Here is a 22,486-nt window from a genome sequence, read left to right as displayed (position 1 = left end):
AGAAGGTGAATAGATGGAACTGCAACTAGCGATTGTGAATGTCCCTGTCGCTACGATTTGGACATCGCCGGATTCCCACCGAGATATTGATCAACCTGCAATCCAGAATCCTACTAATCTGAAAAAATGGCTTTCCAACCTCACGTATGAAAAACGAATAGCACTCTCTAGCCAAAATCTAGCACAATCTCAGCTTCTGTACGGGGAGGAAGTACTGGTAAAAGAGCAACGAGGGGATTGGGTTTCGATTCTAGCTTTCCATCAACCTTCTAAAAAAGACACCAAAGGCTATCCTGGCTGGGTTCCGAGGCAACAGCTTTGTTTCGTTGAAGAACAAGACTGGAGATGCGAATCAAGTATCATGGTAACCGCAAAGCACTCAACCCTTTTTTTCGAGCGAGACCCCCAACTGGAACTTAGCTATTCAACAAAACTACCATTGCTCGCCCTAGATAAAAAGAATGCATATGTCCAAACCCCACACGGCAAAGGAAGAATCAATCGAGAAGAGGTCACTCTGCTACCCAACCACACGATTGAAAAAAAGAAAGGAACAGACATTGTCGAAGCGGCAAAAACCTTCCTTGGCTTGGATTACTTATGGAGTGGGATGAGCTCCTTCGGCTACGATTGCTCTGGATTCACGTATGCCATGCACAAAACAAACGGCTACATTATCCCGCGAGATGCTTCTGATCAAGCAATGAAAGGAAACCGAATACCTCAAGAAAAAGCTGAGCCAGGAGACCTATTTTTCTTCGCCCATGATCAAGGAAAAGGCCGCATCCATCATGTCGGAATTTACCTAGGAGATAACCACATGATCCATGCACCGAAAGCAGGAAAACAAATTGAAATTTTACCCTTACAAGGAACGATATATGAGGAAGAATTGGTAACCATCAGACGATATTGGCATGAAAAGAGGGATGAGAATGAGTAGAGAAGTCGCATTATCTGTACGTGATGTAAAAAAACATTTCACTGTCGGTAAAGGGCAAACCGTGAAAGCGGTGGATGGGGTAAGCTTTGACGTTTATAAAGGAGAAACCTTTGGACTTGTTGGGGAATCGGGCTGTGGGAAATCTACCATCGGAAGAACCATTCTAGGTTTATATGATAAATCGGGAGGAGAGGTTCATTTTGAAGAAAAAGACATTCATCAACTCGACCCGAAGGAGAAATTTGATTTCCACAAAAAACTGCAAATGATTTTCCAAGATCCTTATGCATCCTTAAACCCACGCTCTACCGTTCGGGAGATTATTGCAGAACCAATGGAGGTTCACAATCTGTATCCGGATAAAAAAGAACAAACGGAAAAAGTCATGGAGCTGCTGGAGGAGGTGGGACTATCTAGAGATCACGCCAACCGCTATCCACATGAATTTAGTGGAGGACAACGTCAAAGAATTGGAATTGCACGAGCGCTTGCCCTAAACCCTTCTTTTATTGTGGCAGACGAACCTATTTCGGCTTTAGATGTTTCTGTCCAAGCTCAAGTTGTCAATCTACTGAGGAAACTACAGCAAGAAAAAGAACTGACTTATCTATTTATCGCCCATGACTTATCCATGGTCAAGCACATATCTGATCGCATTGGTGTCATGTACTTAGGGAACATGGTGGAATTAACATCCTCCGATCAATTGTACAAAGAGCCGTTACATCCCTACACCCAAGCACTCCTTTCCAGCATACCGATTCCAGACCCAGATATTGAAGAAAAGCGGGAAAGAATTGTGTTAGAAGGGGAGCTCCCAAGCCCGATCAACCCACCATCCGGTTGTGTTTTTCACACGAGATGTCCACATGCAACAGAGATCTGTCAACAGAAAGTACCCCGCTGGCAAGAAGTGGAGCCTAGACACTATGTAGCTTGTCATCTTTATGAAGAAGCATAATAAGAGGTTATCCCAACTCGGGGATAACCTCTTAATCTTACTACCTAAGTGTGAAAGAAAATGATTTAACAATGGTGTTTCCATCTAGTTCCATAACAATATTTCCAGTGTAGGTACCTTTCGATAAAACTTTTGTACGTAGATGGTACATGTATTTATCTTCCTTAGAATCGAACTCACCAACATGAACCTCTACCCCATCTCCATCTGAAATGTGTAAGGAGGCGGAGGCGCCCTCAAGTACACCATCACCTAAAGTGAATTTCACTGGAACAGTCCGGTTCTTTTTGAATACATTCTTGTCTGCTTTAACGGGAGGCAGTACACCGCTGTACGCGTACACTTCATACTCGATATCTAGCTGACTATTGTTACCGGAACGATCCGTCGCCGTAACGGTATAAGTGTGTGTACCTGGAGTAGTTGTATCCAACTTTTCATCATACGTAACCGTAGGATTCTTATCGAATGAATCAGAAACCGTAGGTGTAACCGAGACGTCTTGACCAACTAAGAATCGTTGTCCATCCTCCACACCGCTTACCGAAATCTCAGGAGAGGCTTGATCCTTTTCAAATCGTACGTTATCCACATACATCGTTCCAGCAAAATCACTATCTACATCCGCAACTACTAACGTGATATCACGCAACAGTGTATCTGGATCGATAACCTTTCCATCCCGCACTTGGTTTAAATCAAAGGCTACTTCATAGTGATATAAGCCATCGTCCGTAATATTTGCTTGATTTAGAGCTTCCAAGTCAATATCAAACGTTTCCACTGCCTGTGCCCAGTATCCAAGACTAGGTGGAGCAAAAGCTAGATTAAGAGAAAGAGCACCTTGTGTCGCTCGGTCCGGTTTCAAGTAAAAATCAAAAGTTAAATAGTCATTCTCTCCTCTAGTTGCATTTATCCCGCCGAGCATGAGACGCGGAGCAGAAGCCCAAGCATCATCAGGCTTTACTTCTGGATATGCAGCAGTCCAGCTCAATGCATGAGAACCATTTGCAGTTTCAATTGTTAAAGCTGTTTTCACACCAGATCCACCATCCCAAGCCCAACCTTGTCGGGTCTCATCTTCAAATGTAGAAGGGAGGATAGGCGTACCAAGCTCATCATGAACGACTGGTTCTTCCACTACTGCTCGGTTTCCTGAAACAGATATGTTATCAAGAGAAACAGGAGCTCCGTTCTCTATTCCAACAAATAAAACAATGTTTGTTAAGACACTATCATTGGCATCCGAAGCGATTGCTTCTAAATTAGGTGCATCGGTTTTTGTAATCGTTAAGGTTGCTTTATAAGTACCGTCTTCTTGTACTTTAAAATCTTCCGGAACAACTTGGACAGCGTTTAGAGGATTTGCCCAGCCATGATTTGCACTTTGTGGAATGGCAGCAATCGACACCGTCGTTGGTTGATCCGCGTACACATCCATCGTTAACTCCTCTGCACCAAATAAGTCTGGTCTTGCAGTGGAGTCATCCGCTGATAATCTCATATTTGCCCAATAGTTATCGTCTGAAAGATCGTTACTTGCTCCTTTGGGATCAATATGAAGCTTTCCATCTACATTACTTACATCAACATCTTGAATCGGACTATCTGCATTAACTCCAAATCCTTGCAACGTACCATCATCAAAGTTCCAAATTGTTTCCGTAAAATCCTCTCGTTCGGTTCGATCAATGGGCTCGTACGGAATTCCTTTAATGCGAGCGCGAACATATTCTCCGGAGACGCTAAGTTCATCCACAGACCATGCCTGGTCTTCACCTGGGTCCAGAGAGGTGGCATCATGTTTACCTAGTATATAAGGTAAAAACGCTGCTGAAGTTTCATTTTTATTTGTGAGAGACCAGTTCACCCAGCTAATGTTGTTGCCATTCAAGAAATCAATCCAAGCATCTGCTTCCTGTAAAAAAGGACCATTATTGCCGCTTGCTTCACTCGTTCCCCATTCCGATGCAAACACTGCTACACCATTTTCAATCGCATAGCGAGCGTTGCTCATGACATTTTCTCGATCTAAACTATTATCGGAAGGAGCATGGGTACCAGAATAAAAATGAACCGTATAAATGGTATTGTCATCATCAATAGGATTATCGGCTGCTAAATCCGGACGTTGGCTCCAGTTCGGACTGCCGACAATGACTAAGTTCTCATTCCCAGTGTCACGTAGCATTTGTATGATTGGCTCCGCGTAAGATTTGATCACTTGCCAACCAGCCGCATCATTGGTTACACCTGGTTCATTCGGATTTGGTTCGTTTGCTACTTCATAGATAATGTGTGGGTTATTCGGATAGAGAGAAGAGATTTCTTTGAAAAAATCCATCGCTCCACTATAGACATCGGCCGTTGGGTCACCCGGTGCGTGCACATGCCAGTCCACAATGACATACATATCATTGGCAATAGCAAGCTCTATGCCATCGATCACACGTTGCTTGATCACCTCAGGGTTGGAGGCATAGCCATCCTCTCCAACATACATCGCTAAACGGACTACATTTGCATCCCAATCATTCGCTAGCGAAGAAAAAGCATTTTCATTTAAAATCTCTGGAAACCACTGTAAGCCATGTGTACTCATACCACGTAGCTGTATGGGATTCCCATTTTGATCCCCAAGTGTTTTCATCCCGTTATTTTCAATTATTTGGAGTGCCCCAGCTTCTGATGGTTTCTTCGCTGTATCTACTATTAAGTTATCGTAATCAGACTCAGCTGCAAAAATAGAACTTGGAAACAAAGTAGTGATTAATCCAACAATCATTATCATAGCTAAATACCTTCTTACCTTCCTTTTTTTCAATTCAATACCCCTCCCGTATTTTCGATGATTTTGTTTATCATGTTGTTTAACGAAATTTTTCGTAAAGTGAAACGCTTTCATAAAACTAATGACGAAAACGTTTACAAAAATATCATATCAACACGTTCAGATCCAGGTCAATTAAAATCGTTTCATACAGTATAATATAGGACTTTATGTCTATATTTTTTAGGTTTGAATAAAATTCACTTCTTAACGAAAACTTTCGTAAAATAATACTAAGTAATGACAATCCAAGATTTTCTAAGCTATACTTAAACAAATGAAGTCGAAAAGTGAGCTGGTTGACATGAAAGTAACCATTCAACAGTTGGCAGAGCTGACTGGCGTATCTCCTGCAACCGTATCAAAAGTGATTCATAACTATCCGGATGTTGGGGAAGAAACGAAAGAAAAAATTATGCAAGCCATCAAAGAGACGGGCTATGCTCCTAAACAAAACACCTACAATAAAAAGGCGAAAACCATCGGGGTAATCTATGCGGTAGGAGCGGATATCAAGCATCCATTTTTTATTGACGTCATCGATTCTTTCGCTAAAGAAATTGGGGAGGATGGCTATAACCTACTATTCTTCTCCAGTAAAGAGGAAACAGAAGAAGCCACTTATGATTATTTAGCTCGGTGTCTAGAAGTGGATGTTGCTGGCTGCATCATCATTGGTGGAGACGAAATCCAGCATTATGTAAAAGAATTAGACCAAAGCAACATCCCATGCATTGGTGTGGATATTGAATTGACAGGTGACTCCTCGGGCTACTTAATGTCCGATAACAAAAATATTGGTAAAAAAGTAGTCGAGCATTTTTATTTACTTGGTCACCGAGAAATTGCGTTTATAGGTGGACTTTCATCGATGACCGTGGGTTTATTAAGAAAGCGGGGCTTTTATCAAGCGATGGCGGAGTTTGGACTGGATGTCCAGGAACAATGGGTGGAGTATGGAGATTTTAAAGAATCCAGTGGATACGAAGCGATGAAGCGTTTGTTACAGAAACAGGGGCCACTACCTAGCGCCTTGTTTGCGGCGGGTGACCTTATGGCAATTGGAGCGATACAAGCTATTAAAGAACACGGGTTATCGGTTCCAGAGGACATTGCTGTCATAGGCTGTGATGATATTGACCTGAGTCGTTACGTAACCCCTGCTTTAACAACGATACATCAAAACACACAGAAGATCGGAAAACTCGCCGCACATATGTTAGAAGATTTTATCAATGGAAGTACAGGCTCCAGCTCTGTGATGGTAGATTCAGATTTAGTAATCCGTTCATCCTGTGGGAATAAGTAGCCAAAGCCTTGATGGACGAGCTCTATTAAAAAGTTTACCAAATAGCCATAATTTCTAGTTCTATTGTTTTCCCCTACTGTATAGATTTATTAGTAGAGGATGTTCAAAAAGTCCGGTAAAAATCGCTTTGAACTTCTGCGTTGGCTTACTTCTCAAAAACCAGTGCACCTGCGTCTTCTAGCACTTTCGAGGAAGTGAAATTCCTCGGTGCAAGGCAGCAAGGAAGATACTTCGCTGAAGAGGCCTTCCTCATGTATCTGAAAACATACACTCCGGTACTCGAAGCTGCGCCGCCTTGAATTTCTTTGCGCTTTTTATCCTCCTTTTTGAACACACATTAGTAGAGAAACTAGAAAGGAGGCCACCATGAAAAAATTCAAACAAGTTAATCAGAACAGCTGGAAGAAACCAAGTATTATCCTAATGACAAGCCTTGTTTCCATCATTCTTATTATCCCCACACTCATCGTTGTGCCTTTTATTCAATCAGGTGGGGAAAAGCAGTCCGTTACAACAACGAAGGCGGCCGAGCAGGTCTCATTGAACCCGAGTGATTCTGCCTTTGCTGTAGAAGTGTATCGAACGGACGCCAAAAAAGTTGAAGAAGTCCCACTAGAATCATACGTCGTACGTGTGGTGGCGTCAGAAATGCCCGCAGACTTTGAGTTAGAAGCATTAAAAGCACAAGCGTTGGCAGCAAGAACCTATGTCATCAACTTTTTAGAGCATAATAATAAAAAAATCCCAGAAGGTGCAGATGTAACCGACACCGTACAGCATCAGGTATATAAGAATGATGAGGAACTAAGAGCAACATGGGGATCAGACTATAATTGGAAGATGGAAAAAATCACGAAGGCTGTTGCTCAGACAAAAGGTGAAATCATTACGTATGAAAAGCAACCTATTACTCCAGCCTTTTTCTCAACAAGCAACGGGTACACCGAAAACTCGGAAGATTATTGGTCAGATAAGCTTCCATACTTACGTAGTGTAGAAAGTCCATGGGATCTTGATTCACCTAAATACATGGATCAAAAAATCCTAACTGTTGCAGAAGTGGAAAAAGCGCTAGGCATCACATTAGATCCAAATGCCAAAGCAGTCGCAAAAATCAGCCACACAGAGGGGAAACGCGTAGCGGAGGTCGTAATTGGTGGGAAAACATTCACTGGTAGAGATATTAGACAAAAATTAGAACTAAGATCTAGTGATTTTGACATTGAACAAAAAAATAACCATCTTATTTTTACGACAAAAGGCTACGGCCATGGGATTGGCATGAGTCAATATGGTGCAAATGGGATGGCAAAAGAAGGAAAGTCCTATAAGGATATCGTCACGTATTATTATCAAGGCGCGAAAGTATCCACCGTTGATTCAGCAGTCCCGAAGCTAGTCACGAAATTAGCAGCTAAATAAGAGAAAAACGAAGCAGTGAGAATTCCTCCCTGCTTCGTTTTTGCATTTCGCGTATATTTTTACAAGATTGTTAAAACATAAGCAAAAAAATTATTCCTCGCATGTATATATCTTCCTCAAAGTGACGAGAATGGTTGCTGAGGTGATGACAATGAGAGAGGAAAACAACAACGTTTCAAAAAATGGGATGAAGCGTGTCTTCCGTAAAAAATGGTTTTTTCCGGCACTGTACCTAACAATGGCGGCGTTGTTACTAACTGGAGTATTATGGTATCAAAACTTGGAGAGTCAGAATCCAATAGCAGGTGACGAGCCAGAATCTGAAAAAACTGGCGATAGCGTTACAGGCAATGGACCTCTAGGTGAAGAACCAGAATCACAACCGGTTATGGATCAAGAGGAAGTACTAAAAATGCCTATCAAAGAAGAAAGTCAGGCACAAATTGTAACGAAGTTTTATGACTATGACGCAGAAGCAGAAGCTCAAGAAAAAGCACTTGTTCTATACGACAATAAATATTACCAAAGCAAAGGGTTGGACATCGCTTCTAGTGATGGAAAAGCATTTGATGTTGCAGCTTCCTTAAGCGGAACGGTAACAGAAGTAGAACAAGATCCACTACTAGGAAATGTCGTGAAAATTAAACACGAAAACGATGTATCTACCTATTATGCCAGCCTTGAAAATGTACTTGTAGAAACAGGTGCAGAAGTTAAACAAGGAGACGTCATTGCAACTGCTGGGCGTAACCAATTCGGACAAGCTAGTGGCATACACGTACACTTCGAAGTACGTAAAGGCGACACAGCACTAAACCCGGAAGACTTCTTTAATCAACCACTAAGCAAGTTGAACGTGGAAACAGAAGAAGATACTTCTAGCACTTCTACCGAAGAACAAGATGCCACAAGTGAAGAACAAACAGACAGTGGTGAAAACCAAGGTCAACAACAAGAGGAAAACAATAACGGTCAATCTGGAGAAGAGACTCCTGGAGAAGGAACACCAGGTGAAGATGGATCTGATTCTGGAGACGGAAGTTCCGAAGAGCAACCAGATGATTCCGTTAGCGAAAATAGTGAATCCTCTGCAGCAACTGCACATGCATAACGTATGAATGAGCCCTAGGATTAATCCTGGGGTTCTTATTTGTGTTCTATATATTGAGGAAAACGGGCGCGGGGTTGAGATGCGTCTGTTTTTTATATCTACATTATAATTGGGAACCCCGCACCGGTCCGAATTCCAGTCCAAGGGGGAAAATATCGCCTATGAGAGGGAATAAATCTGAACCGAAAGAGAAATTGTCGTCCGCGAGAGGGAATAAACCTGTGCCGAAGGGGGAAATATCGTCCGCGAAAGAGAATAAATCTAGGTCGAAGGAGAAAATCCCACCCATGTGAGAGAATAAACCGATAAGAAGGAGACACCCAAAACCAAGAGGGGAAAAGTTCGGATCATAAGAGAAGAACCTTATTATAAATAGAAGCTTTCTTTTAACATCAATTATCCTAGACGTGGTATGAGGATTTATCCATTAATAGAAAACAGTCTTTTAATAGTATTCATTAGCGCTGCATTAATTAAATCTAATGATTCAAAATACTACGGGAGATTAAAAAGGAATCGTTCATACAAAATAATAGAATGAATCAATTTTGTAAATGGCTGTTTTCGTAAACTTTGTTGTTTTTAGATATGTTTTCTAAAAAATAACTTTAATTGTACAATAATCGTAGAGGAGTTGTGTGAAAAAATGAAGAAGAACTACACAGTAATGTTTCTTATGTTTTTTGTCGCATCAATTGCGGGTGGATTAGCATTAAAGAATTTCTTTGATTATTCAATGATAGTGGGAGTTGGATTAGGAACAGTATTCCTTCTGTGTTCTGCATTTTTTGCAGGAAAGAATCAATAGACTCCATAGGAATTTACAGTTCACCTTGTTCAATCATCTCAATAACCTCATCAGTAGAAAAATTTCTTCCTTCTAAAATGTCCTTTTTTGCCTGAAGTAATTTTTGTTTTAACTCAGGATCATGTTCAACGTCTTCTCTTACTGATGTCTCTGGTTCATCGATTAAAGATAGAAAATACCTCTTCCCATCAATTTCAAAAAACGATTCATCTTCACGAATCATTTCTTTGAGAATTTCTGCTACATATCCATTTAATTTTCTCATCAAATTACCTCCAATCATTAATTTCTTTGGTTCATTATACTGTATTCATGAAGCTAAGAACAAATATTGACCATATATGAGGATGTTCAAAAAGTCCGGTAAAGGAAACCTGGTGAAATCAAGCTTATTTTATAAGAGTAAGTGATCGTGCGCCTTTACCCTCATTTTTGAACACATATTATATGAAAAAATGCTTCTTAAAAATGGTGAAGCGAACCTCGCTGAAAGTGAGTCCAAAGTAACACATTTAGGTCTCTCAGCACATGAAAAAATAGGAGAATAGTAGCCTACCTTTTCTCCCCCTCTTTCGCTATCCTAAATATAGGAAATTTTGGAAAAGGGAGAGGTGGATACGTTGAATGTCATGGAAGTCGAACGGCGTAGGAGGCGAATGCGCTATTTAAGGCAAGCTGCTGAATTGGAATCCTATCTTATTCAGCTAGATCGAGCTTTGGATAGTTGTGAGCGAGCGGCTCATTCTACTCGATTAGGTCGTAATACCTATAGTTCGGGTTGGCAGGGAGAGGCCAACTTGGGATTTGATACCTTGTACCATGATTTACAAAAATCTAAGACCAAAGTGGACCGAGCCAAAGCTGCTGTTGTGGCGGAGGTTAGGGAAAAGATAAATAGACTAAGAGAAAAGGCAGATTACTACTCATGAGCCAGATTAAAGTAAATATCCCAGACTTAGAATCCCTTGCCCGTGTAACTCTTAGTGCCAAACACCGGGTAAAAGCATCGATACATAACCTAAATAGCCTTACTCGTCATCAAGGTGTGAACGGAAGTATTTACTCTCTCCATCAAAATCTTCTAGATCAAGTACAAGACTATGAAAGAAAGACGGGAAATTTAGAGCAAGTAGTCTCTCTTACGATAGGTAGAATGGAAGTGGACGAAAGAAAATTAGCCCGACGTGCAGAACAGATAACAGTAAACATTAGTCAGCAAGGAGCTTCTTGCCCCGCACCGGAACCGAAGCCGAAGCCAAAGAAAAAGAAAGAGGATAAAAACTGGTTTGAAGAATCGTTCGACAGTTTTCAGGAAATCGGGCAGGATATTTGGGCTGGTTTGGAGAATAGAGCCGATAAAAGGAATGATTCTTGGTATGATCTTGGGAATTATTGGACATTAGGAGCTTTTGATGCTGTAAAAGCAATGGACGAAGGATTAGAAACAAGGTATGAAAAGTCAACGGACTCTACCTACGACTTTTTCAATTATTGGACCTTGGGAACAGTTGATTTGGTCAATGGTGCCGTAAATACTGAAGATCCTTTATCAAAAGAACATTGGATGAATAGCTTTGAGCTATTTGCAAAAGTCGTGACTGGAGGATTAGCATCCACAACAACCAGTGTAGCAAGCAAAAGCCTAACCCAGAATCCTGCAAAAATACAACAGTTTCAAAATGTTCTAGATACTAACAAACTAAGAATCGGAACCCAAAGTATTTATGCACGAACAACGAACAGTTCCCTAGTCAAAACATCCATGTTTATCAAACAAACAGGAAGATACCTAGACATGTTCCGCCTCCCACCATTACTTCAACCTTTACAACCTGCCTATGGCGGGATAGGGCCAGGCCCGCGGGTATCTATGATGGATACTGGGGATAAGGTGAATTTGAATAGGTTTGATGTGAGGGATGGGGGCAGTGGCAAACGAAATGATGTTAACAAAATTGATAATAATTCAGATAACGTAATCAAAAATCGAAGTCACATAAGTAAGAATGGAGAATTAAAACCAAATGTAAATTATCAAACTGGAGAATATGATTATATTTACAAGACAGATGAATTGGGGAGACTTACTGATTTTAATGCAGAAGAATTGAAATTAACAGAACGTGATGATAGATTACCACATAAATCTAATACTCCTGGTAAAGAACCTGGAGACCATGCAGGACACTTAGCTGCAGATAGATTTGGGGGTTCTCCTGATTTAGATAATCTAGTATCTCAATCAAGTAGTGTTAACTTGAGCGGATATAAAAAATTAGAAAATATATGGGCAAAAGCGATAGAAGAAGGAAAAGATGTTTCAGTTAATGTTAAGGTTAATTATGAAGGAACGAATTCAAGACCGGCGAGTTTTGAAATAAAATACTCAATAAATGGTGTTTTAAAGAAAAGAATTTTAGATAATTGAGGTGAATAAGGTATGGGTAAAGAATTTGAAGATTATCTATCTGAACTTCAAACAGATATAGTGGCAATCTGCCTTGAGTATGTTGAAAATCAGGCCGATGATATTTACATCTATTGTTCATATGAGCCCAAAATGTATGCTTTTGATGTCTTTTACAAGATTAATGGACATATCGTACTTAAAAATAATTTGAATAAAGCCGTTGAAAATCAAAATGAAATAGGTAATGAAATGTTAATTTATGATACCTCTGAACAAAGGCAAGAGGCAGTTCTAGATATTGGGCTTAAGGACTTAAAAGAGATTCACAAAAGATGTAAGGAATTTGGGAGAGAAATGCCTACCGAAATAAAATTACATTATAATGTTAAGCAAAACAGTCTGAAAGGAAAATACAGGTATGACTTAGTTTATTCTAATGATGATGAACTCTTACCTGATGATATTTTTGACTCATGGTTCGAGGAAGTGAAAAAGAATAGTTAAATTTGTGACCTTGATTGGCAACTGCCTCTCAAGGTTTTTTCTGCAATAAAGTGAAGGATTGACTTGGCACCATAATGAAATAAATAGGAAAATGGGAATCACAATTTAACTCCGTACAATGGGGGGGAGGACAGATAGTATGTTGGCAGATCCCAAATAAAGGTAATAGAAAGAAACGGTAGCAAAGGGGGAATAAATCGCGCCGGAAGGGGAATAAATCCGAACCAAAGGAGAAAATACCGACCGCGAAGGGGAATATCTGACACCGGAGAGGGAAAAATGCGAGCCGAAATGGAATATCCCACATCGGAAAGGGAATAAATCCGCAATGAAAGGGAATGACCCCATCCGGAACGATAATAAACTCAGTTCAAACGATAATACCGTGCGCCTGAACGATAATATATCCAAAATGAACGTTAATAACGAACCATCGAACGTTAATAAATTCGCTGAAATCTGATTTTGAAAGTATTTGGCTATTATATAAAAGTAAATGACACAGTAATGACAGTATCCACCAAATAATGAAAGTACCCACCGCTAATTTGAAAGTAACCTCGTACATTTTGAAAGTAACACACCATATAGAGCGGCTTGCCAAACCCGCAGTATGCACACCAAACACCACCACACACGCCGCAGCCCCCAACCAGCCTCCACAACCCAGCAAGCAGCCATCGAATCCCAACCAAGCCCACTCCAAACCCGCCCAATCACTCAAGCAAAGCACCCCCCACCAGCCCGACTACACCAACTCCCGCAAAAAACCGCGCAAAGTGTCGAACGATTATGTCAAAATATGGGTTGAAATTCCCCCTAAATATGACATAATAAGGAAAAGGAACTGGTTATATTTGTAAACAGTTAGAGAGGAGAAGAACCATGAAAGTACCCTTACAAGAATATACAAACAACGAAGGGAACGGCTTTCACCCCTTTCTCATATGGAAGTCGACCATTTATAGTCCAAATGAAGCCATTCCGATTGCGAAAGACTATTGTCTACAAGCCTCATCAGATATTGACATGCGTGTCGGATTAGAATTCCTCTATATGAATGGCTTTGATCAGGACTTGCATCAGCTTATTGAAAAAAATAAACAAAGCTCTAATCTGCTTAATCAGCAATGGGGCCATATGTATGAATTACACCTCGCAAGAAAAAATCGGAGCCTTTCCGGTCAACAGCTTCTAAAAGGCCTACATCACATATCCATCACTTCCCCTGAGATGAACATATTAAAAAATTTTTTATTCATTTACATCCACTATGGATCCTATCAATTCGATGCTTTATCCCGATTTTTGGACAAGCAATATGAATTATTACCTCAAGTTGAAGACCCACTCTTACATCGATTGTTTCAAACAAGACTCCATGAAGTTTTATTCATCTATTACTGGAAAAGAAATGAACTAGTTTTAGCGAGAAAGCACGCCTTCCAAGTTCTTAATGAGACCTTTAGCGTCGATCGGCAGGCAAACATTCACACAAATTTAGCGCTTAGTTACGTGCTAGAGGATTATGGCCAGTGCATCATGCATATTGAAGAATCATTAAGACTGGCAGAAAGCTTTGGAAATACTTCTATAATCGAAGTGAATCTCCATCAAAACCTACCGTTTATTTCAGCTTATCACAGGAAAACGGATGGAATTTGTTCTAATAATCGAGCCGAACAAGCCCACTTAGAAATAGCCAAAGGGAATAAAAAGAAAGCAATCGATATTTTAGAAAAGCTTCCTTATCAAAGCCCTTTTAAAACGTATTATGTTGGACTAGCCAAACAGGATAAAGATTTGCTGAAACGCTCCTACCATGAATTTATCGAAAAAAGAAGTGACTATTTTTTCTCGAGGTTACCTCTTCAAGCATTAAAAGTATTGGGATAGGTGGAAACATCGTGCTTCGCTACTCGCGCGAAGGGAAGCTCGATTTTTCAATATACATACTTAGCAGAAGGGAGGGGAGAAAGTGAAGAAGATAGTAATGATTCTTGCGATAATTGCCTTATTATGCTTAAGTCTACCAAGCATGGCATTGGCGGATTCTGTTGATCCCGCTCCAACGACCACGAATACTACATCCCCAGATGATGCTGGAACCTCAGATAATGAAGCATCAGACTCTGATGAAGAGGATGATCCAGAAGAATCAGATCCAGGATACGGTGATATTGGTTAATATCCCGATCTACTCCTCATAAAATAAGATGCATCTACCCATAGGGCTGCCCCTTCCTTTTTGGCAGCCCTTTTCCTTTTTAGTCCTCCCACAAACCTCTACAAACCCCTTCATCCCAAGTTTTCCATAAAATTTGGCATAATTGACCATCCCTATTAATAAAATGTTACAAACCAAGAAAACAAAGGTCTGAGGTGAAGATTGCGGGCTCAAAACACGGCAACTATGATTAGCACAAGTCCCCGTCCTTTTTTCGAAATCCATATACTTCTGTTACCACGAACATCACCATCACCATGTCTCATTTTTACACCTTAGACATACAACTCAGGGAGGCGAGTGGTGTGCATGACTACATCAAAGAGAGAACAATCAGGATCGGAAAGCATCTCGTGGAAACAAGAAAAACAGTACGCGTAATTGCGAAAGAATTCGGTGTTTCCAAAAGTACGGTCCACAAAGATTTAACGGAAAGATTACCTAACATTAACCCCGAATTAGCCGCTGAAGTTAAACATATCCTCGATCATCATAAAGCAATCCGTCATTTGCGTGGCGGTGAAGCTACTAAATTGAAATACAGATTAAATACATCAATGGAACCGGAAGAACCAGCAGAACCAGTGGGTTAATACGAAAGGCCTAAGCGTCCGTTTAGCAACATGTTTATGGAAACAAGACTATGTTGAATAGTAGGTATCTTACAAAGCTGAGGGAAGTCTCGCTTGTTGCTGGACGCTGGAGCTAGACAAGGCCTCTTTCTGCAAGAAAAACATGGCTCTCGTCTCACACACGACGAAAGCCTTTTGTTTTTCTATTTCCTCCATTCCTACTCGATTTCACAACCAATTTTTACAAATTTCGCCTTTTTTCATTTTGTAGTAACTAATTAAAATAAATTGTGATAAACTATATAATTAGTAGCATTGTGTTCAAGGACGGATACGACGCAACAAATTGAGTAGGGAGGATTATGAATCCATGTTTTCTCGAGATATAGGAATAGACCTTGGAACTGCGAATGTTCTTATTCATGTTAAAGGAAAAGGAATCGTTCTAAACGAACCATCCGTCGTGGCGATGGACCGCACAACTGGAAAAGTATTGGAGGTTGGTGAGGCAGCCCGCAGAATGGTTGGACGAACTCCTGGAAATATAGAAGCAATTCGTCCGTTAAAAGATGGCGTTATTGCAGATTTTGACGTAACAGAGGCCATGTTAAAACATTTTATTAATAAAATTAACGTCCGTGGATTTTTATCGAAGCCTCGTATGCTGATTTGTTGTCCTACCAATATAACAAAAGTAGAACAAAAAGCAATTAAAGAGGCTGCCGAAAAGTCTGGCGGTAAAAAAGTGTACCTAGAAGAAGAACCTAAAGTAGCAGCTATTGGCGCAGGAATGGACATCTTCCAGCCGAGCGGAAATATGGTTGTCGATATCGGTGGGGGAACTACAGATGTTGCGGTTCTATCTATGGGAGATATCGTTACGTCACAGTCGATCAAAATGGCTGGGGACAAATTCGATGCTGAAATATTAAATTATGTAAAACGTAAATATAAACTTTTAATCGGGGAACGTACTGCAGAAGATATTAAAATTAATGTTGGTACAGTATTCCCTGGTGCAAGAGACGAATCGATCGATATTCGTGGTCGTGACATGGTTACAGGGCTTCCACGTACGATTACGGTTCATTCTAATGAAATTGAAGAAGCACTGCGTGAATCGATTGCCTTAATTGTACAAGCAGCAAAAACAGTATTGGAGCAAACACCTCCAGAGCTATCAGCGGACATTATTGACCGTGGTGTTATTCTAACTGGTGGTGGATCGTTGCTAAACGGTTTGGATCTACTGCTTTCTGAAGAACTTAAAGTTCCGGTATTATTTGCAGAAGAGCCAATGAACTGTGTAGCAAAAGGTACTGGCATCATGTTAGACAACATTGATAAAATTGAAAGACGCAAAATCGTTTAACTTCATTGCGAAAATTGTAGATAGATTTAGCTATAATAAATTTCCCTTTCAAAGTGGAAAAGAGGAGGAAAAGTCTTGTTAAGAGGCTACTACACTGCAGCATCTGGAATGATTGCCCAACAACGTCGCCAAGAGACGATGTCGAATAATATTGCAAATGCACTGACACCAGGATATAAACAAGATCAAAGTACATTACGTTCCTTCCCGGAAATGTTAATTCAAAGAATGGAGTCCAACAAACTGCCAACATCTCGTTCTTTTAATGTGCCGATGAACGCACCAATTGGATCCATAAATACGGGAGTTTATGTACAGGAGAACGTCTCTGATTTTTCACAAGGGAGCTTGAAACAGACATCGATGTCAACCGACTTAGCACTTGTGGATGGGACGATGCCGGATGAAACAGGAAGCATCTTTTTCACCGTGCAAAACCCTGAGGGAGAGCTTCGTTACACCAGAAACGGGAACTTCACCGCAGACGCAGATGGCTACCTTGTGACAAACCAAGGTTATTATGTATTGGACCAAGCAGGTAACCGTATCGCAACTGGTGGGGTTGATTTCAAAGTAACTGGTCAAGGTGAATTACAGCTTCCAAACCAAAACGTTCCAATCGGGGTGGCATACTCCGCGAATGTGAATGATTTGATTAAAGAAGGCGAAGGACTTTACCGGGCGGAAGGTGCACCTTTAGCGGAAGCGCGTGGACAAGCTGGCATTAGCTTCTCCATCCAACAAGGATATCTAGAAGGTTCGAACGTAGATATGGCACAAACAGCTACTGAAATGATGTCTGCTTATCGCCTATTTGAAGCGAATCAAAAAGTTTTGAAAGCATATGATCAAAGTATGGATAAGGCTGTTAATGAAATTGGAAGAGTACGATAAGGGGGAGCATGAATGAGTAGAGTAGGATACCAAGCATCTGTTACAATGGGACAGCTTCAAAAGAAGTTGGATCTAATCGGACACAACATGGCAAATGCAAACACATCCGGCTATAAGAGCCGTCAAGCAGACTTTTCATCTTTGTTATTTCAGCAAATTGACAATCTCAACTCTCCTGCCAATGCACAAGGACGTCTCACTCCAGACGGAATACGAATCGGTTCCGGTGCAGCGCTTGGACATACAAATACCAATTTACAAGTTGGGAACGTACAAACAACAGGAAGAGCATTAGACGTTGCTCTATTAGATGAAAGTCAATGGTTTCAAGTTAACGTAACCGAAGGTGGAGCAACCGAAACACGCTTCACACGTTCTGGTGCCTTTTATTTGAGCCCGATTAATGATACGCATGTGATGCTGACGAACCAAGATGGACAACCATTAGTTGGTGAAAACGGTCCGATTGTACTTGCGGATGGATTCGATTCCATCGAAATTACAAGTACGGGTCAAATCCAAGTAACACGTAACGGTCAACGCCAAGTGGAAGATCAGCTTTCCATCGTATCGATTACAAATCCTCGTCTATTAGAGGCTTCAGGAGACAATAATTTTAGATTGCCCGATAATGCCGGAATTAATCCAGCAGCTATCGTACAAAATCTAAATCCTGGCGAAGTACAATTGAAAAGTGGGGCATTGGAATCATCCAACGTTGACTTAGCGAATCAAATGACCGAGCTCATGACAACGCAAAGAGCTTACCAAATGAATGCCCGTTCCATCTCGATGAACGATCAAATGATGGGATTAGTGAACCAATTACGTTAATCTATTTGGAAAAGAATGAAAGTAAGGAGTCATCAAGCCATGTCAGAATCCGTAAGTGAGCAAAAAACACGTAGCGAGCAAAAGAAGCTTCAAAAAGAAGAAAAGAAACTAGACCGACAACAACGAAAAGCCGAAAAAGCCGAAGGCCAAGAACAAAAGCAAAAAAGAAAAGAAGAAAAGCTAAAAGGCAAAACCTTAAAACGCCGAGTATTCCCAATTTGGTTGCGAATCGTCGTTGTTGCCACCCTCTGTTTCCTCGCCCTGATTTTAGGCCTCATGATGGGATATGGCGTTATTGGTGACGGAAAAGCGGCCGATGTATTAGAATTTGATACATGGAAGCACATTAAAAATATCGTAACCGGCAATCCGGATTGAAGAGCACACTTGATGTGCTCTTTTTGTTTGGTTTAGGTAACGATAGCGGAGGTATTTTAAGAAAGGCTTCTATAAAGTTCATCCCGCTGACTTTAGAATCACCTTGTATTTCATAGAACTTTTTGCACTACCCATTAGATCTGACAAACATTGACCGAAAAAAATCCGTCATCACCCCCTAAATTTCAAACAAGATTGCGTATAGATAAATGAATAATGAGAGAAAGGCAAAATCATTGAAAGATGATGACGCAAAGCTAAAGGGGCTAAGGGAGCATTCTATGTCAGCCAGCTGCCGTCGAAACAATGCTAAAAATCTTTCTCTACAAATTCATAAAAGGGCGGAGGTGACAGGTTGAAAAGCAGGACAAGCGTAATTCTGTTAATTTTTATTTCTTTATTCGTTCTAGGAGCTTGCCAAAGTGGTAAAGGTGAGGACGTACAGCACAATGCAGAGGTTAACACGGAACAGGAACCGAACTACCTATACGAAAGCGAGACAGTCAAGGTGACCGAGACACTTGGCTGGCAACACCAAAATCCCACCAACAAAGGCGAAGAAAATATCCTATTTCAAAATGGGAATGTGAAAGCAATCTTAACCTCTGTTTCAAACGAAAAGCCATTAGAAGAGATCAAGAGCGAATTGAAAGCGTCATTTGCAAACAGTGAGACAATGGAAGAATCCGAGACATATCTCTCTTTAAAATCAAACCATCAAGAAGTAATTCGAACTGATATCTATTTGAATAGTGGAGAGGAAAAAACTGATATTTTAATCTTTATGACCCCTTCTGGAGAGTATGAAAACAACCAAGAGATTATAGAGGAATTTAAACAAAACGTACATTATTTCTAAGAAAAAGGTGGAATAACAATGAAAACAGTCGTGTTTAGTGTAACAGTTGGGCTACTTTTATTATTTGCAGGAAATGTTAATGCAGCTGAGGATGAGACAGTAGTCGATCCAAACTCAGATCTATATGATACCACTCGTGTCATAGAGGAAGTGGAATATGAGTTAACAGAAGAAAATAGTGAAAAAGCTCTTCTTCAAGATGAATATGCAGACGATCGTTTAAATGAAGCAGAATTGTCCCTTGAAGAAGGGGATGAAGAAAAGGCAGAAGAGTTACTAGAAGATTATGAAGGACATGTGGGACAAATAGAAGAAGACTTGGAGGCAGCAAAAGAAGCCGGAGAAGACACAACAGCTGTCGAAGAGACTGTAGTCGAGAGCAGCCAAAAGCGCTCAGAAAATTTAGAAGCACTATTGAAGCGAGAAGACCTTCCAGAAGAAGCGAAGGCTGGTATTATGAAAGCATTAGAAAATCAAGAAATGGCCAAGCAAAAATTTTTAGCAGCCCGCAAGAAAGCCGAAGAAGCGCAAACTGCAGCAGAGGACAAACAAGCTGATGCTGTGGCAAAAGCGGAAGAGGCACAAGAAAAGCAAGAAGAGGTACAAGCAAAAGCTGAGGAAAAACAAAAACAAGTGAAAGACAAAGCTGAACAAGCACAAAAGCAAGCAAAGCAGAGAAAAAGTGAAGCTACAGAGGAAGCTAATCAAGGCAAAACTCAACAAAGTAATCGAACATCAACTTCCCAAGACAACAAACCATCAACACCTGTTGAAAGTGATGAACAAGAAGGTGAAACGGAACAATCTGAGCAAAGCGGACAAAACACAGGTAACCAGAATCCAGCTGCTCAAAAAGAAGGAACATCAAGAAGACCATAACCACTGATATAAAGGTGGAACGGAATAGTACCCACTTTTCCAAAAAAAGGGGTACTATTCTTTATTAAAAATGGTTTACCCTCAGATAGAAGGTAGAGTACTCTTATGGTAAGAGTTCTACAAGGAGGGCAACATGGAAAATCCAAAACTAAAAGAAACTCTATTAGAAGCGAAAAAGGGGAATGAATTAGAGCGAGAATATTTGATTCGCCATTATAAGCCCTATATTCTGAACGTAGTTGGACATGTGTGTAAACGATATGTAACCTGGAGCAGTGATGAGACAAGTATTGGCCTGATCGCTTTTAACCGTGCTGTAGACACGTTTGAATATGATAGTGGACGCACTTTTTTAAATTATGTATATCTTTTAATAAAACGAGATTTAATTGATTATTTTCGAAAAGAGAAGCGTCATTTGCACATCACTTCGGATGATGATCAATTAGAACATAGTAAAGCCGAAATGAAAGCCTCATTGGAGTCATACCACCAATCAACCAGCACTACGGCTCTCGTTGAGGAAATTCTAGAACTTGACGAAAAGTTGGGGAATTTTAATATTTCTTTTGAAGAGTTGGAAAGTCATAGCCCGAAACATCGTAAGACCCAAATTAAAGTCATGGAAATGGCTACTGAATTTATTAAATATCACGATCTAGTAAATGAATTAATTGAGAAATGTATATTTCCTATATCTTCTTTTTCAAAAAGGACAGGCTACCGACCCAAATCAATCGAGCGACACCGCAAGTACCTGATTACAATCATTATGATTCAATTAAATCCGGAATGGAGTCAGCTTTCAACGTTTGTTCAAGTCGGTCCTAGGAGTGAGAAAATATGAAAAAACATACAATTGAAGGAATCGTGACCAAGGTGACGGAGAACGAATATGTTCTTCTTTGTGATGATGGCACGTTTAAAAATATCGCACGAAACGAAAGTGACCTGCCAATGATGGGTGAAAGGGTGACGTATTCAGCGAAATCGAACCCAAACCCATTTCCCTTCAAGGTTGTTGTATCAACAATAGCGATGGTGGCTGTTTTATTTATTGCCTTTTTTTCTTATGGGATGCTTAATGTTCACTCCGAAACTCATTATATTGCAACTATTGACATTAATCCAAGTATTGAGGCGCATTTAGACCAGGATTTAAACGTGGTGAAGCTATCGCCTTTGAATACCGATGGAGAGAAAATCGTCGACTCCATTGAATCAAAAGATCTAAACATCTATCAGGTGGTTAACCTTATCGTATCCGAAGCGATTTCCAAGGGTTATTTAACGGAAGAAGAAAAAGGGAGAATCGAGACGACCATTGTGAAGGTTAAGGATAACGGTCAAAAACCTTCTGAACAAGATATAACAGAAGGGATTCGTTCTCAACTTCAACATCAGAACATAGTTGCAGATGTAAAGATATTTAATGAAACAAAGGAGTTTTATGATCAAGCAGAACGTGTACATGTATCTGTGAATAAATATAGACATTATAAAGCATTAAAAGAAAGAGGACTTGTTCAAAATATTGAAGAAGTGAAAGATAAATCAGTTAGACAATTAGAGGATATGATGGCGGAAGATGTTACGGAGGAACAAGGGAAGATGGGGCAGGGAGATTCTACGAAAGATAATTCTAAATTGAATTCAGAGTCAGGTCAGGGTCAGGAAAAGCCACAGCCTAACAAAGATTCAGAGGAGGATAATCCTTCCCTTGATGATAGACAAGAATCACCGATTAATAAAGGTGTCCCACAAAAAGGTAGGGATACTAAAAAACAGGATGAAACTCCGACAAATTCAAATTCTTTAAAGAATAACCCAACTAGTTCTGATAGCGGAAATAGTAGAAATGAAGGAGCGAATAACATGACGGAAAGGGAGGGAAACCAAACAAATACTGAAGAAAACATTCCAGAGCAAATACCTAGTGCGGAGAATCAACCGAAAAAGGAATCTGCTGTTGAAGAGGAAAATGAACCTTCATCCAAGAGTGAGCCTCAACGTGAAGATAGGAATCTTGGCTCTGTTGACAATAAAGGAAATGAACAACAGCCTTCATCTACAACTAAACCGTAGAAATACGGAGTATAGATGGAAACTGATGAATTTGCAACCCATTAAGTATGAGAACTTTTTGACTTTTAGGTACCATTCTTTTTTACCT

The 22,486-nt window shown here is 40.3% G+C and carries 23 protein-coding genes and 1 riboswitch; of the genes, 20 read left to right on the top strand and 3 right to left on the bottom strand.

Annotated elements, in window-relative coordinates; all coding sequences use genetic code 11:
- Positions 1-13 precede the first annotated feature (13 nt).
- Both KO561_RS17260 and KO561_RS17255 read left to right on the top strand, forming a co-directional pair.
- Entirely contained in the window at positions 14-943 is a 930-nt protein-coding gene (locus KO561_RS17260; RefSeq protein WP_231094564.1) for a C40 family peptidase, read from the top strand.
- Positions 936-1,904: an ABC transporter ATP-binding protein gene (locus tag KO561_RS17255; protein WP_331000804.1), complete on the top strand. Its 969-nt coding sequence runs from the start codon at positions 936-938 to the stop codon at positions 1,902-1,904. Before KO561_RS17260 ends, KO561_RS17255 begins: the two co-directional genes overlap by 8 nt.
- Positions 1,905-1,944: 40 nt before the next feature.
- On the opposite strand, the gene KO561_RS17250 is transcribed toward KO561_RS17255, so the two are convergent.
- Complete coding sequence (locus KO561_RS17250) at positions 1,945-4,728, bottom strand: carbohydrate-binding domain-containing protein (RefSeq protein WP_231094563.1); 2,784 nt, start codon at positions 4,726-4,728, stop codon at positions 1,945-1,947.
- A gap of 310 nt (positions 4,729-5,038) precedes the next feature.
- Between KO561_RS17250 and KO561_RS17245 the strand changes: the two genes are divergently transcribed.
- The 4 genes from KO561_RS17245 (at position 5,039) to KO561_RS17230 (ending at position 9,384) form a co-directional block, all read left to right on the top strand.
- Positions 5,039-6,043 carry a LacI family DNA-binding transcriptional regulator gene (locus KO561_RS17245; protein ID WP_231094562.1) on the top strand — a complete coding sequence of 335 codons (1,005 nt, stop codon included), beginning with the start codon at positions 5,039-5,041 and terminating at the stop codon, positions 6,041-6,043.
- 366 nt (positions 6,044-6,409) lie between these two features.
- Positions 6,410-7,465, top strand: a complete 1,056-nt coding sequence (gene spoIID, locus KO561_RS17240) for a stage II sporulation protein D (RefSeq protein WP_231094561.1) — start codon at positions 6,410-6,412, stop codon at positions 7,463-7,465.
- 145 nt (positions 7,466-7,610) lie between these two features.
- Complete coding sequence (locus KO561_RS17235; protein WP_331000803.1) at positions 7,611-8,576, top strand: stage II sporulation protein SpoIIQ; 966 nt, start codon at positions 7,611-7,613, stop codon at positions 8,574-8,576.
- 646 nt (positions 8,577-9,222) lie between these two features.
- Positions 9,223-9,384 carry a hypothetical protein gene (locus KO561_RS17230; RefSeq protein ID WP_231094560.1) on the top strand — a complete coding sequence of 54 codons (162 nt, stop codon included), beginning with the start codon at positions 9,223-9,225 and terminating at the stop codon, positions 9,382-9,384.
- A gap of 13 nt (positions 9,385-9,397) precedes the next feature.
- On the opposite strand, the gene KO561_RS17225 is transcribed toward KO561_RS17230, so the two are convergent.
- Positions 9,398-9,649, bottom strand: a complete 252-nt coding sequence (locus tag KO561_RS17225; protein ID WP_231094559.1) for a hypothetical protein — start codon at positions 9,647-9,649, stop codon at positions 9,398-9,400.
- 355 nt (positions 9,650-10,004) lie between these two features.
- On the opposite strand from KO561_RS17225, the gene KO561_RS17220 reads away from it, so the two are divergent.
- Genes KO561_RS17220 through KO561_RS17210 form a run of 3 tightly spaced genes read left to right on the top strand, consistent with a single transcriptional unit; the run spans position 10,005 to position 12,298 of the window.
- Positions 10,005-10,313, top strand: a complete 309-nt coding sequence (locus KO561_RS17220; RefSeq protein ID WP_231094558.1) for a hypothetical protein — start codon at positions 10,005-10,007, stop codon at positions 10,311-10,313.
- Complete coding sequence (locus KO561_RS17215; RefSeq protein ID WP_231094557.1) at positions 10,310-11,812, top strand: DNA/RNA non-specific endonuclease; 1,503 nt, start codon at positions 10,310-10,312, stop codon at positions 11,810-11,812. The genes KO561_RS17220 and KO561_RS17215 overlap by 4 nt, the downstream gene beginning before the upstream one ends.
- A 12-nt stretch (positions 11,813-11,824) precedes the next feature.
- Positions 11,825-12,298 carry a DUF600 domain-containing protein gene (locus KO561_RS17210; protein WP_231094556.1) on the top strand — a complete coding sequence of 158 codons (474 nt, stop codon included), beginning with the start codon at positions 11,825-11,827 and terminating at the stop codon, positions 12,296-12,298.
- Positions 12,299-12,668: 370 nt separating this feature from the next.
- Here KO561_RS17210 and KO561_RS17205 read toward each other — a convergent pair whose 3' ends face one another.
- A complete protein-coding gene (locus KO561_RS17205) occupies positions 12,669-13,022 on the bottom strand; it encodes a hypothetical protein (RefSeq protein ID WP_231094555.1) in 354 nt (117 codons plus the stop codon).
- A 161-nt stretch (positions 13,023-13,183) separates the two neighbouring features.
- On the opposite strand from KO561_RS17205, the gene KO561_RS17200 reads away from it, so the two are divergent.
- The 11 genes from KO561_RS17200 (at position 13,184) to KO561_RS17150 (ending at position 22,398) form a co-directional block, all read left to right on the top strand.
- The gene (locus tag KO561_RS17200) at positions 13,184-14,194 is read left to right on the top strand and encodes an AimR family lysis-lysogeny pheromone receptor (protein ID WP_231094554.1); all 1,011 of its coding nucleotides are present in this window, start codon (positions 13,184-13,186) and stop codon (positions 14,192-14,194) included.
- Positions 14,195-14,276: 82 nt separating this feature from the next.
- Positions 14,277-14,486, top strand: a complete 210-nt coding sequence (locus tag KO561_RS17195; RefSeq protein ID WP_231094553.1) for a hypothetical protein — start codon at positions 14,277-14,279, stop codon at positions 14,484-14,486.
- Between the two features lie 344 nt (positions 14,487-14,830).
- Positions 14,831-15,118: a sporulation transcriptional regulator SpoIIID gene (gene spoIIID / locus KO561_RS17190; protein WP_269140671.1), complete on the top strand. Its 288-nt coding sequence runs from the start codon at positions 14,831-14,833 to the stop codon at positions 15,116-15,118.
- A gap of 349 nt (positions 15,119-15,467) precedes the next feature.
- Complete coding sequence (gene mreB / locus KO561_RS17185; protein WP_231094551.1) at positions 15,468-16,469, top strand: rod shape-determining protein; 1,002 nt, start codon at positions 15,468-15,470, stop codon at positions 16,467-16,469.
- 75 nt (positions 16,470-16,544) lie between these two features.
- Positions 16,545-17,363 carry a flagellar hook-basal body protein gene (locus KO561_RS17180; RefSeq protein WP_231094550.1) on the top strand — a complete coding sequence of 273 codons (819 nt, stop codon included), beginning with the start codon at positions 16,545-16,547 and terminating at the stop codon, positions 17,361-17,363.
- A 12-nt stretch (positions 17,364-17,375) separates the two neighbouring features.
- Positions 17,376-18,197 (top strand): flagellar hook-basal body protein, encoded by an 822-nt coding sequence (locus KO561_RS17175; protein WP_231094549.1) that lies wholly within the window; start codon positions 17,376-17,378, stop codon positions 18,195-18,197.
- Between the two features lie 39 nt (positions 18,198-18,236).
- The gene (locus tag KO561_RS17170; RefSeq protein WP_231094548.1) at positions 18,237-18,575 is read left to right on the top strand and encodes a DNA-directed RNA polymerase subunit beta; all 339 of its coding nucleotides are present in this window, start codon (positions 18,237-18,239) and stop codon (positions 18,573-18,575) included.
- Between the two features lie 216 nt (positions 18,576-18,791).
- Positions 18,792-18,875: riboswitch (cyclic di-GMP riboswitch) on the top strand.
- A gap of 55 nt (positions 18,876-18,930) precedes the next feature.
- Positions 18,931-19,434, top strand: a complete 504-nt coding sequence (locus KO561_RS17165) for a hypothetical protein (protein ID WP_231094547.1) — start codon at positions 18,931-18,933, stop codon at positions 19,432-19,434.
- Positions 19,435-19,452: 18 nt separating this feature from the next.
- Positions 19,453-20,313 (top strand): DUF5667 domain-containing protein, encoded by an 861-nt coding sequence (locus tag KO561_RS17160; RefSeq protein WP_231094546.1) that lies wholly within the window; start codon positions 19,453-19,455, stop codon positions 20,311-20,313.
- A 133-nt stretch (positions 20,314-20,446) separates the two neighbouring features.
- Positions 20,447-21,160: an RNA polymerase sigma-I factor gene (gene sigI, locus KO561_RS17155; RefSeq protein ID WP_231094545.1), complete on the top strand. Its 714-nt coding sequence runs from the start codon at positions 20,447-20,449 to the stop codon at positions 21,158-21,160.
- Positions 21,157-22,398, top strand: a complete 1,242-nt coding sequence (locus tag KO561_RS17150; RefSeq protein WP_231094544.1) for an anti-sigma-I factor RsgI family protein — start codon at positions 21,157-21,159, stop codon at positions 22,396-22,398. The genes sigI and KO561_RS17150 overlap by 4 nt, the downstream gene beginning before the upstream one ends.
- Positions 22,399-22,486: the final 88 nt, after the last annotated feature.

It is taken from the genome of Radiobacillus kanasensis (assembly GCF_021049245.1).
Taxonomy (GTDB): Bacteria; Bacillota; Bacilli; order Bacillales; family Amphibacillaceae; genus Radiobacillus; species Radiobacillus kanasensis.
Note: the sequence above shows the minus strand (reverse complement) of the source record. Positions and strands in the feature narration are given on the sequence as shown.

Coding starts and splice junctions, on each gene's coding strand:
- KO561_RS17260 (WP_231094564.1), top strand. CDS start 14: ATGGAACTGCAACTAGCGATTGTGAATGTCCCTGTCGCTACGATTTGG.
- KO561_RS17255 (WP_331000804.1), top strand. CDS start 936: ATGAGTAGAGAAGTCGCATTATCTGTACGTGATGTAAAAAAACATTTC.
- KO561_RS17245 (WP_231094562.1), top strand. CDS start 5,039: ATGAAAGTAACCATTCAACAGTTGGCAGAGCTGACTGGCGTATCTCCT.
- spoIID (WP_231094561.1), top strand. CDS start 6,410: ATGAAAAAATTCAAACAAGTTAATCAGAACAGCTGGAAGAAACCAAGT.
- KO561_RS17235 (WP_331000803.1), top strand. CDS start 7,611: ATGACAATGAGAGAGGAAAACAACAACGTTTCAAAAAATGGGATGAAG.
- KO561_RS17230 (WP_231094560.1), top strand. CDS start 9,223: ATGAAGAAGAACTACACAGTAATGTTTCTTATGTTTTTTGTCGCATCA.
- KO561_RS17225 (WP_231094559.1), bottom strand. CDS start 9,649: ATGAGAAAATTAAATGGATATGTAGCAGAAATTCTCAAAGAAATGATT.
- KO561_RS17215 (WP_231094557.1), top strand. CDS start 10,310: ATGAGCCAGATTAAAGTAAATATCCCAGACTTAGAATCCCTTGCCCGT.
- KO561_RS17210 (WP_231094556.1), top strand. CDS start 11,825: ATGGGTAAAGAATTTGAAGATTATCTATCTGAACTTCAAACAGATATA.
- KO561_RS17200 (WP_231094554.1), top strand. CDS start 13,184: ATGAAAGTACCCTTACAAGAATATACAAACAACGAAGGGAACGGCTTT.
- mreB (WP_231094551.1), top strand. CDS start 15,468: ATGTTTTCTCGAGATATAGGAATAGACCTTGGAACTGCGAATGTTCTT.
- KO561_RS17175 (WP_231094549.1), top strand. CDS start 17,376: ATGAGTAGAGTAGGATACCAAGCATCTGTTACAATGGGACAGCTTCAA.
- KO561_RS17170 (WP_231094548.1), top strand. CDS start 18,237: ATGTCAGAATCCGTAAGTGAGCAAAAAACACGTAGCGAGCAAAAGAAG.
- KO561_RS17160 (WP_231094546.1), top strand. CDS start 19,453: ATGAAAACAGTCGTGTTTAGTGTAACAGTTGGGCTACTTTTATTATTT.
- sigI (WP_231094545.1), top strand. CDS start 20,447: ATGGAAAATCCAAAACTAAAAGAAACTCTATTAGAAGCGAAAAAGGGG.
- KO561_RS17150 (WP_231094544.1), top strand. CDS start 21,157: ATGAAAAAACATACAATTGAAGGAATCGTGACCAAGGTGACGGAGAAC.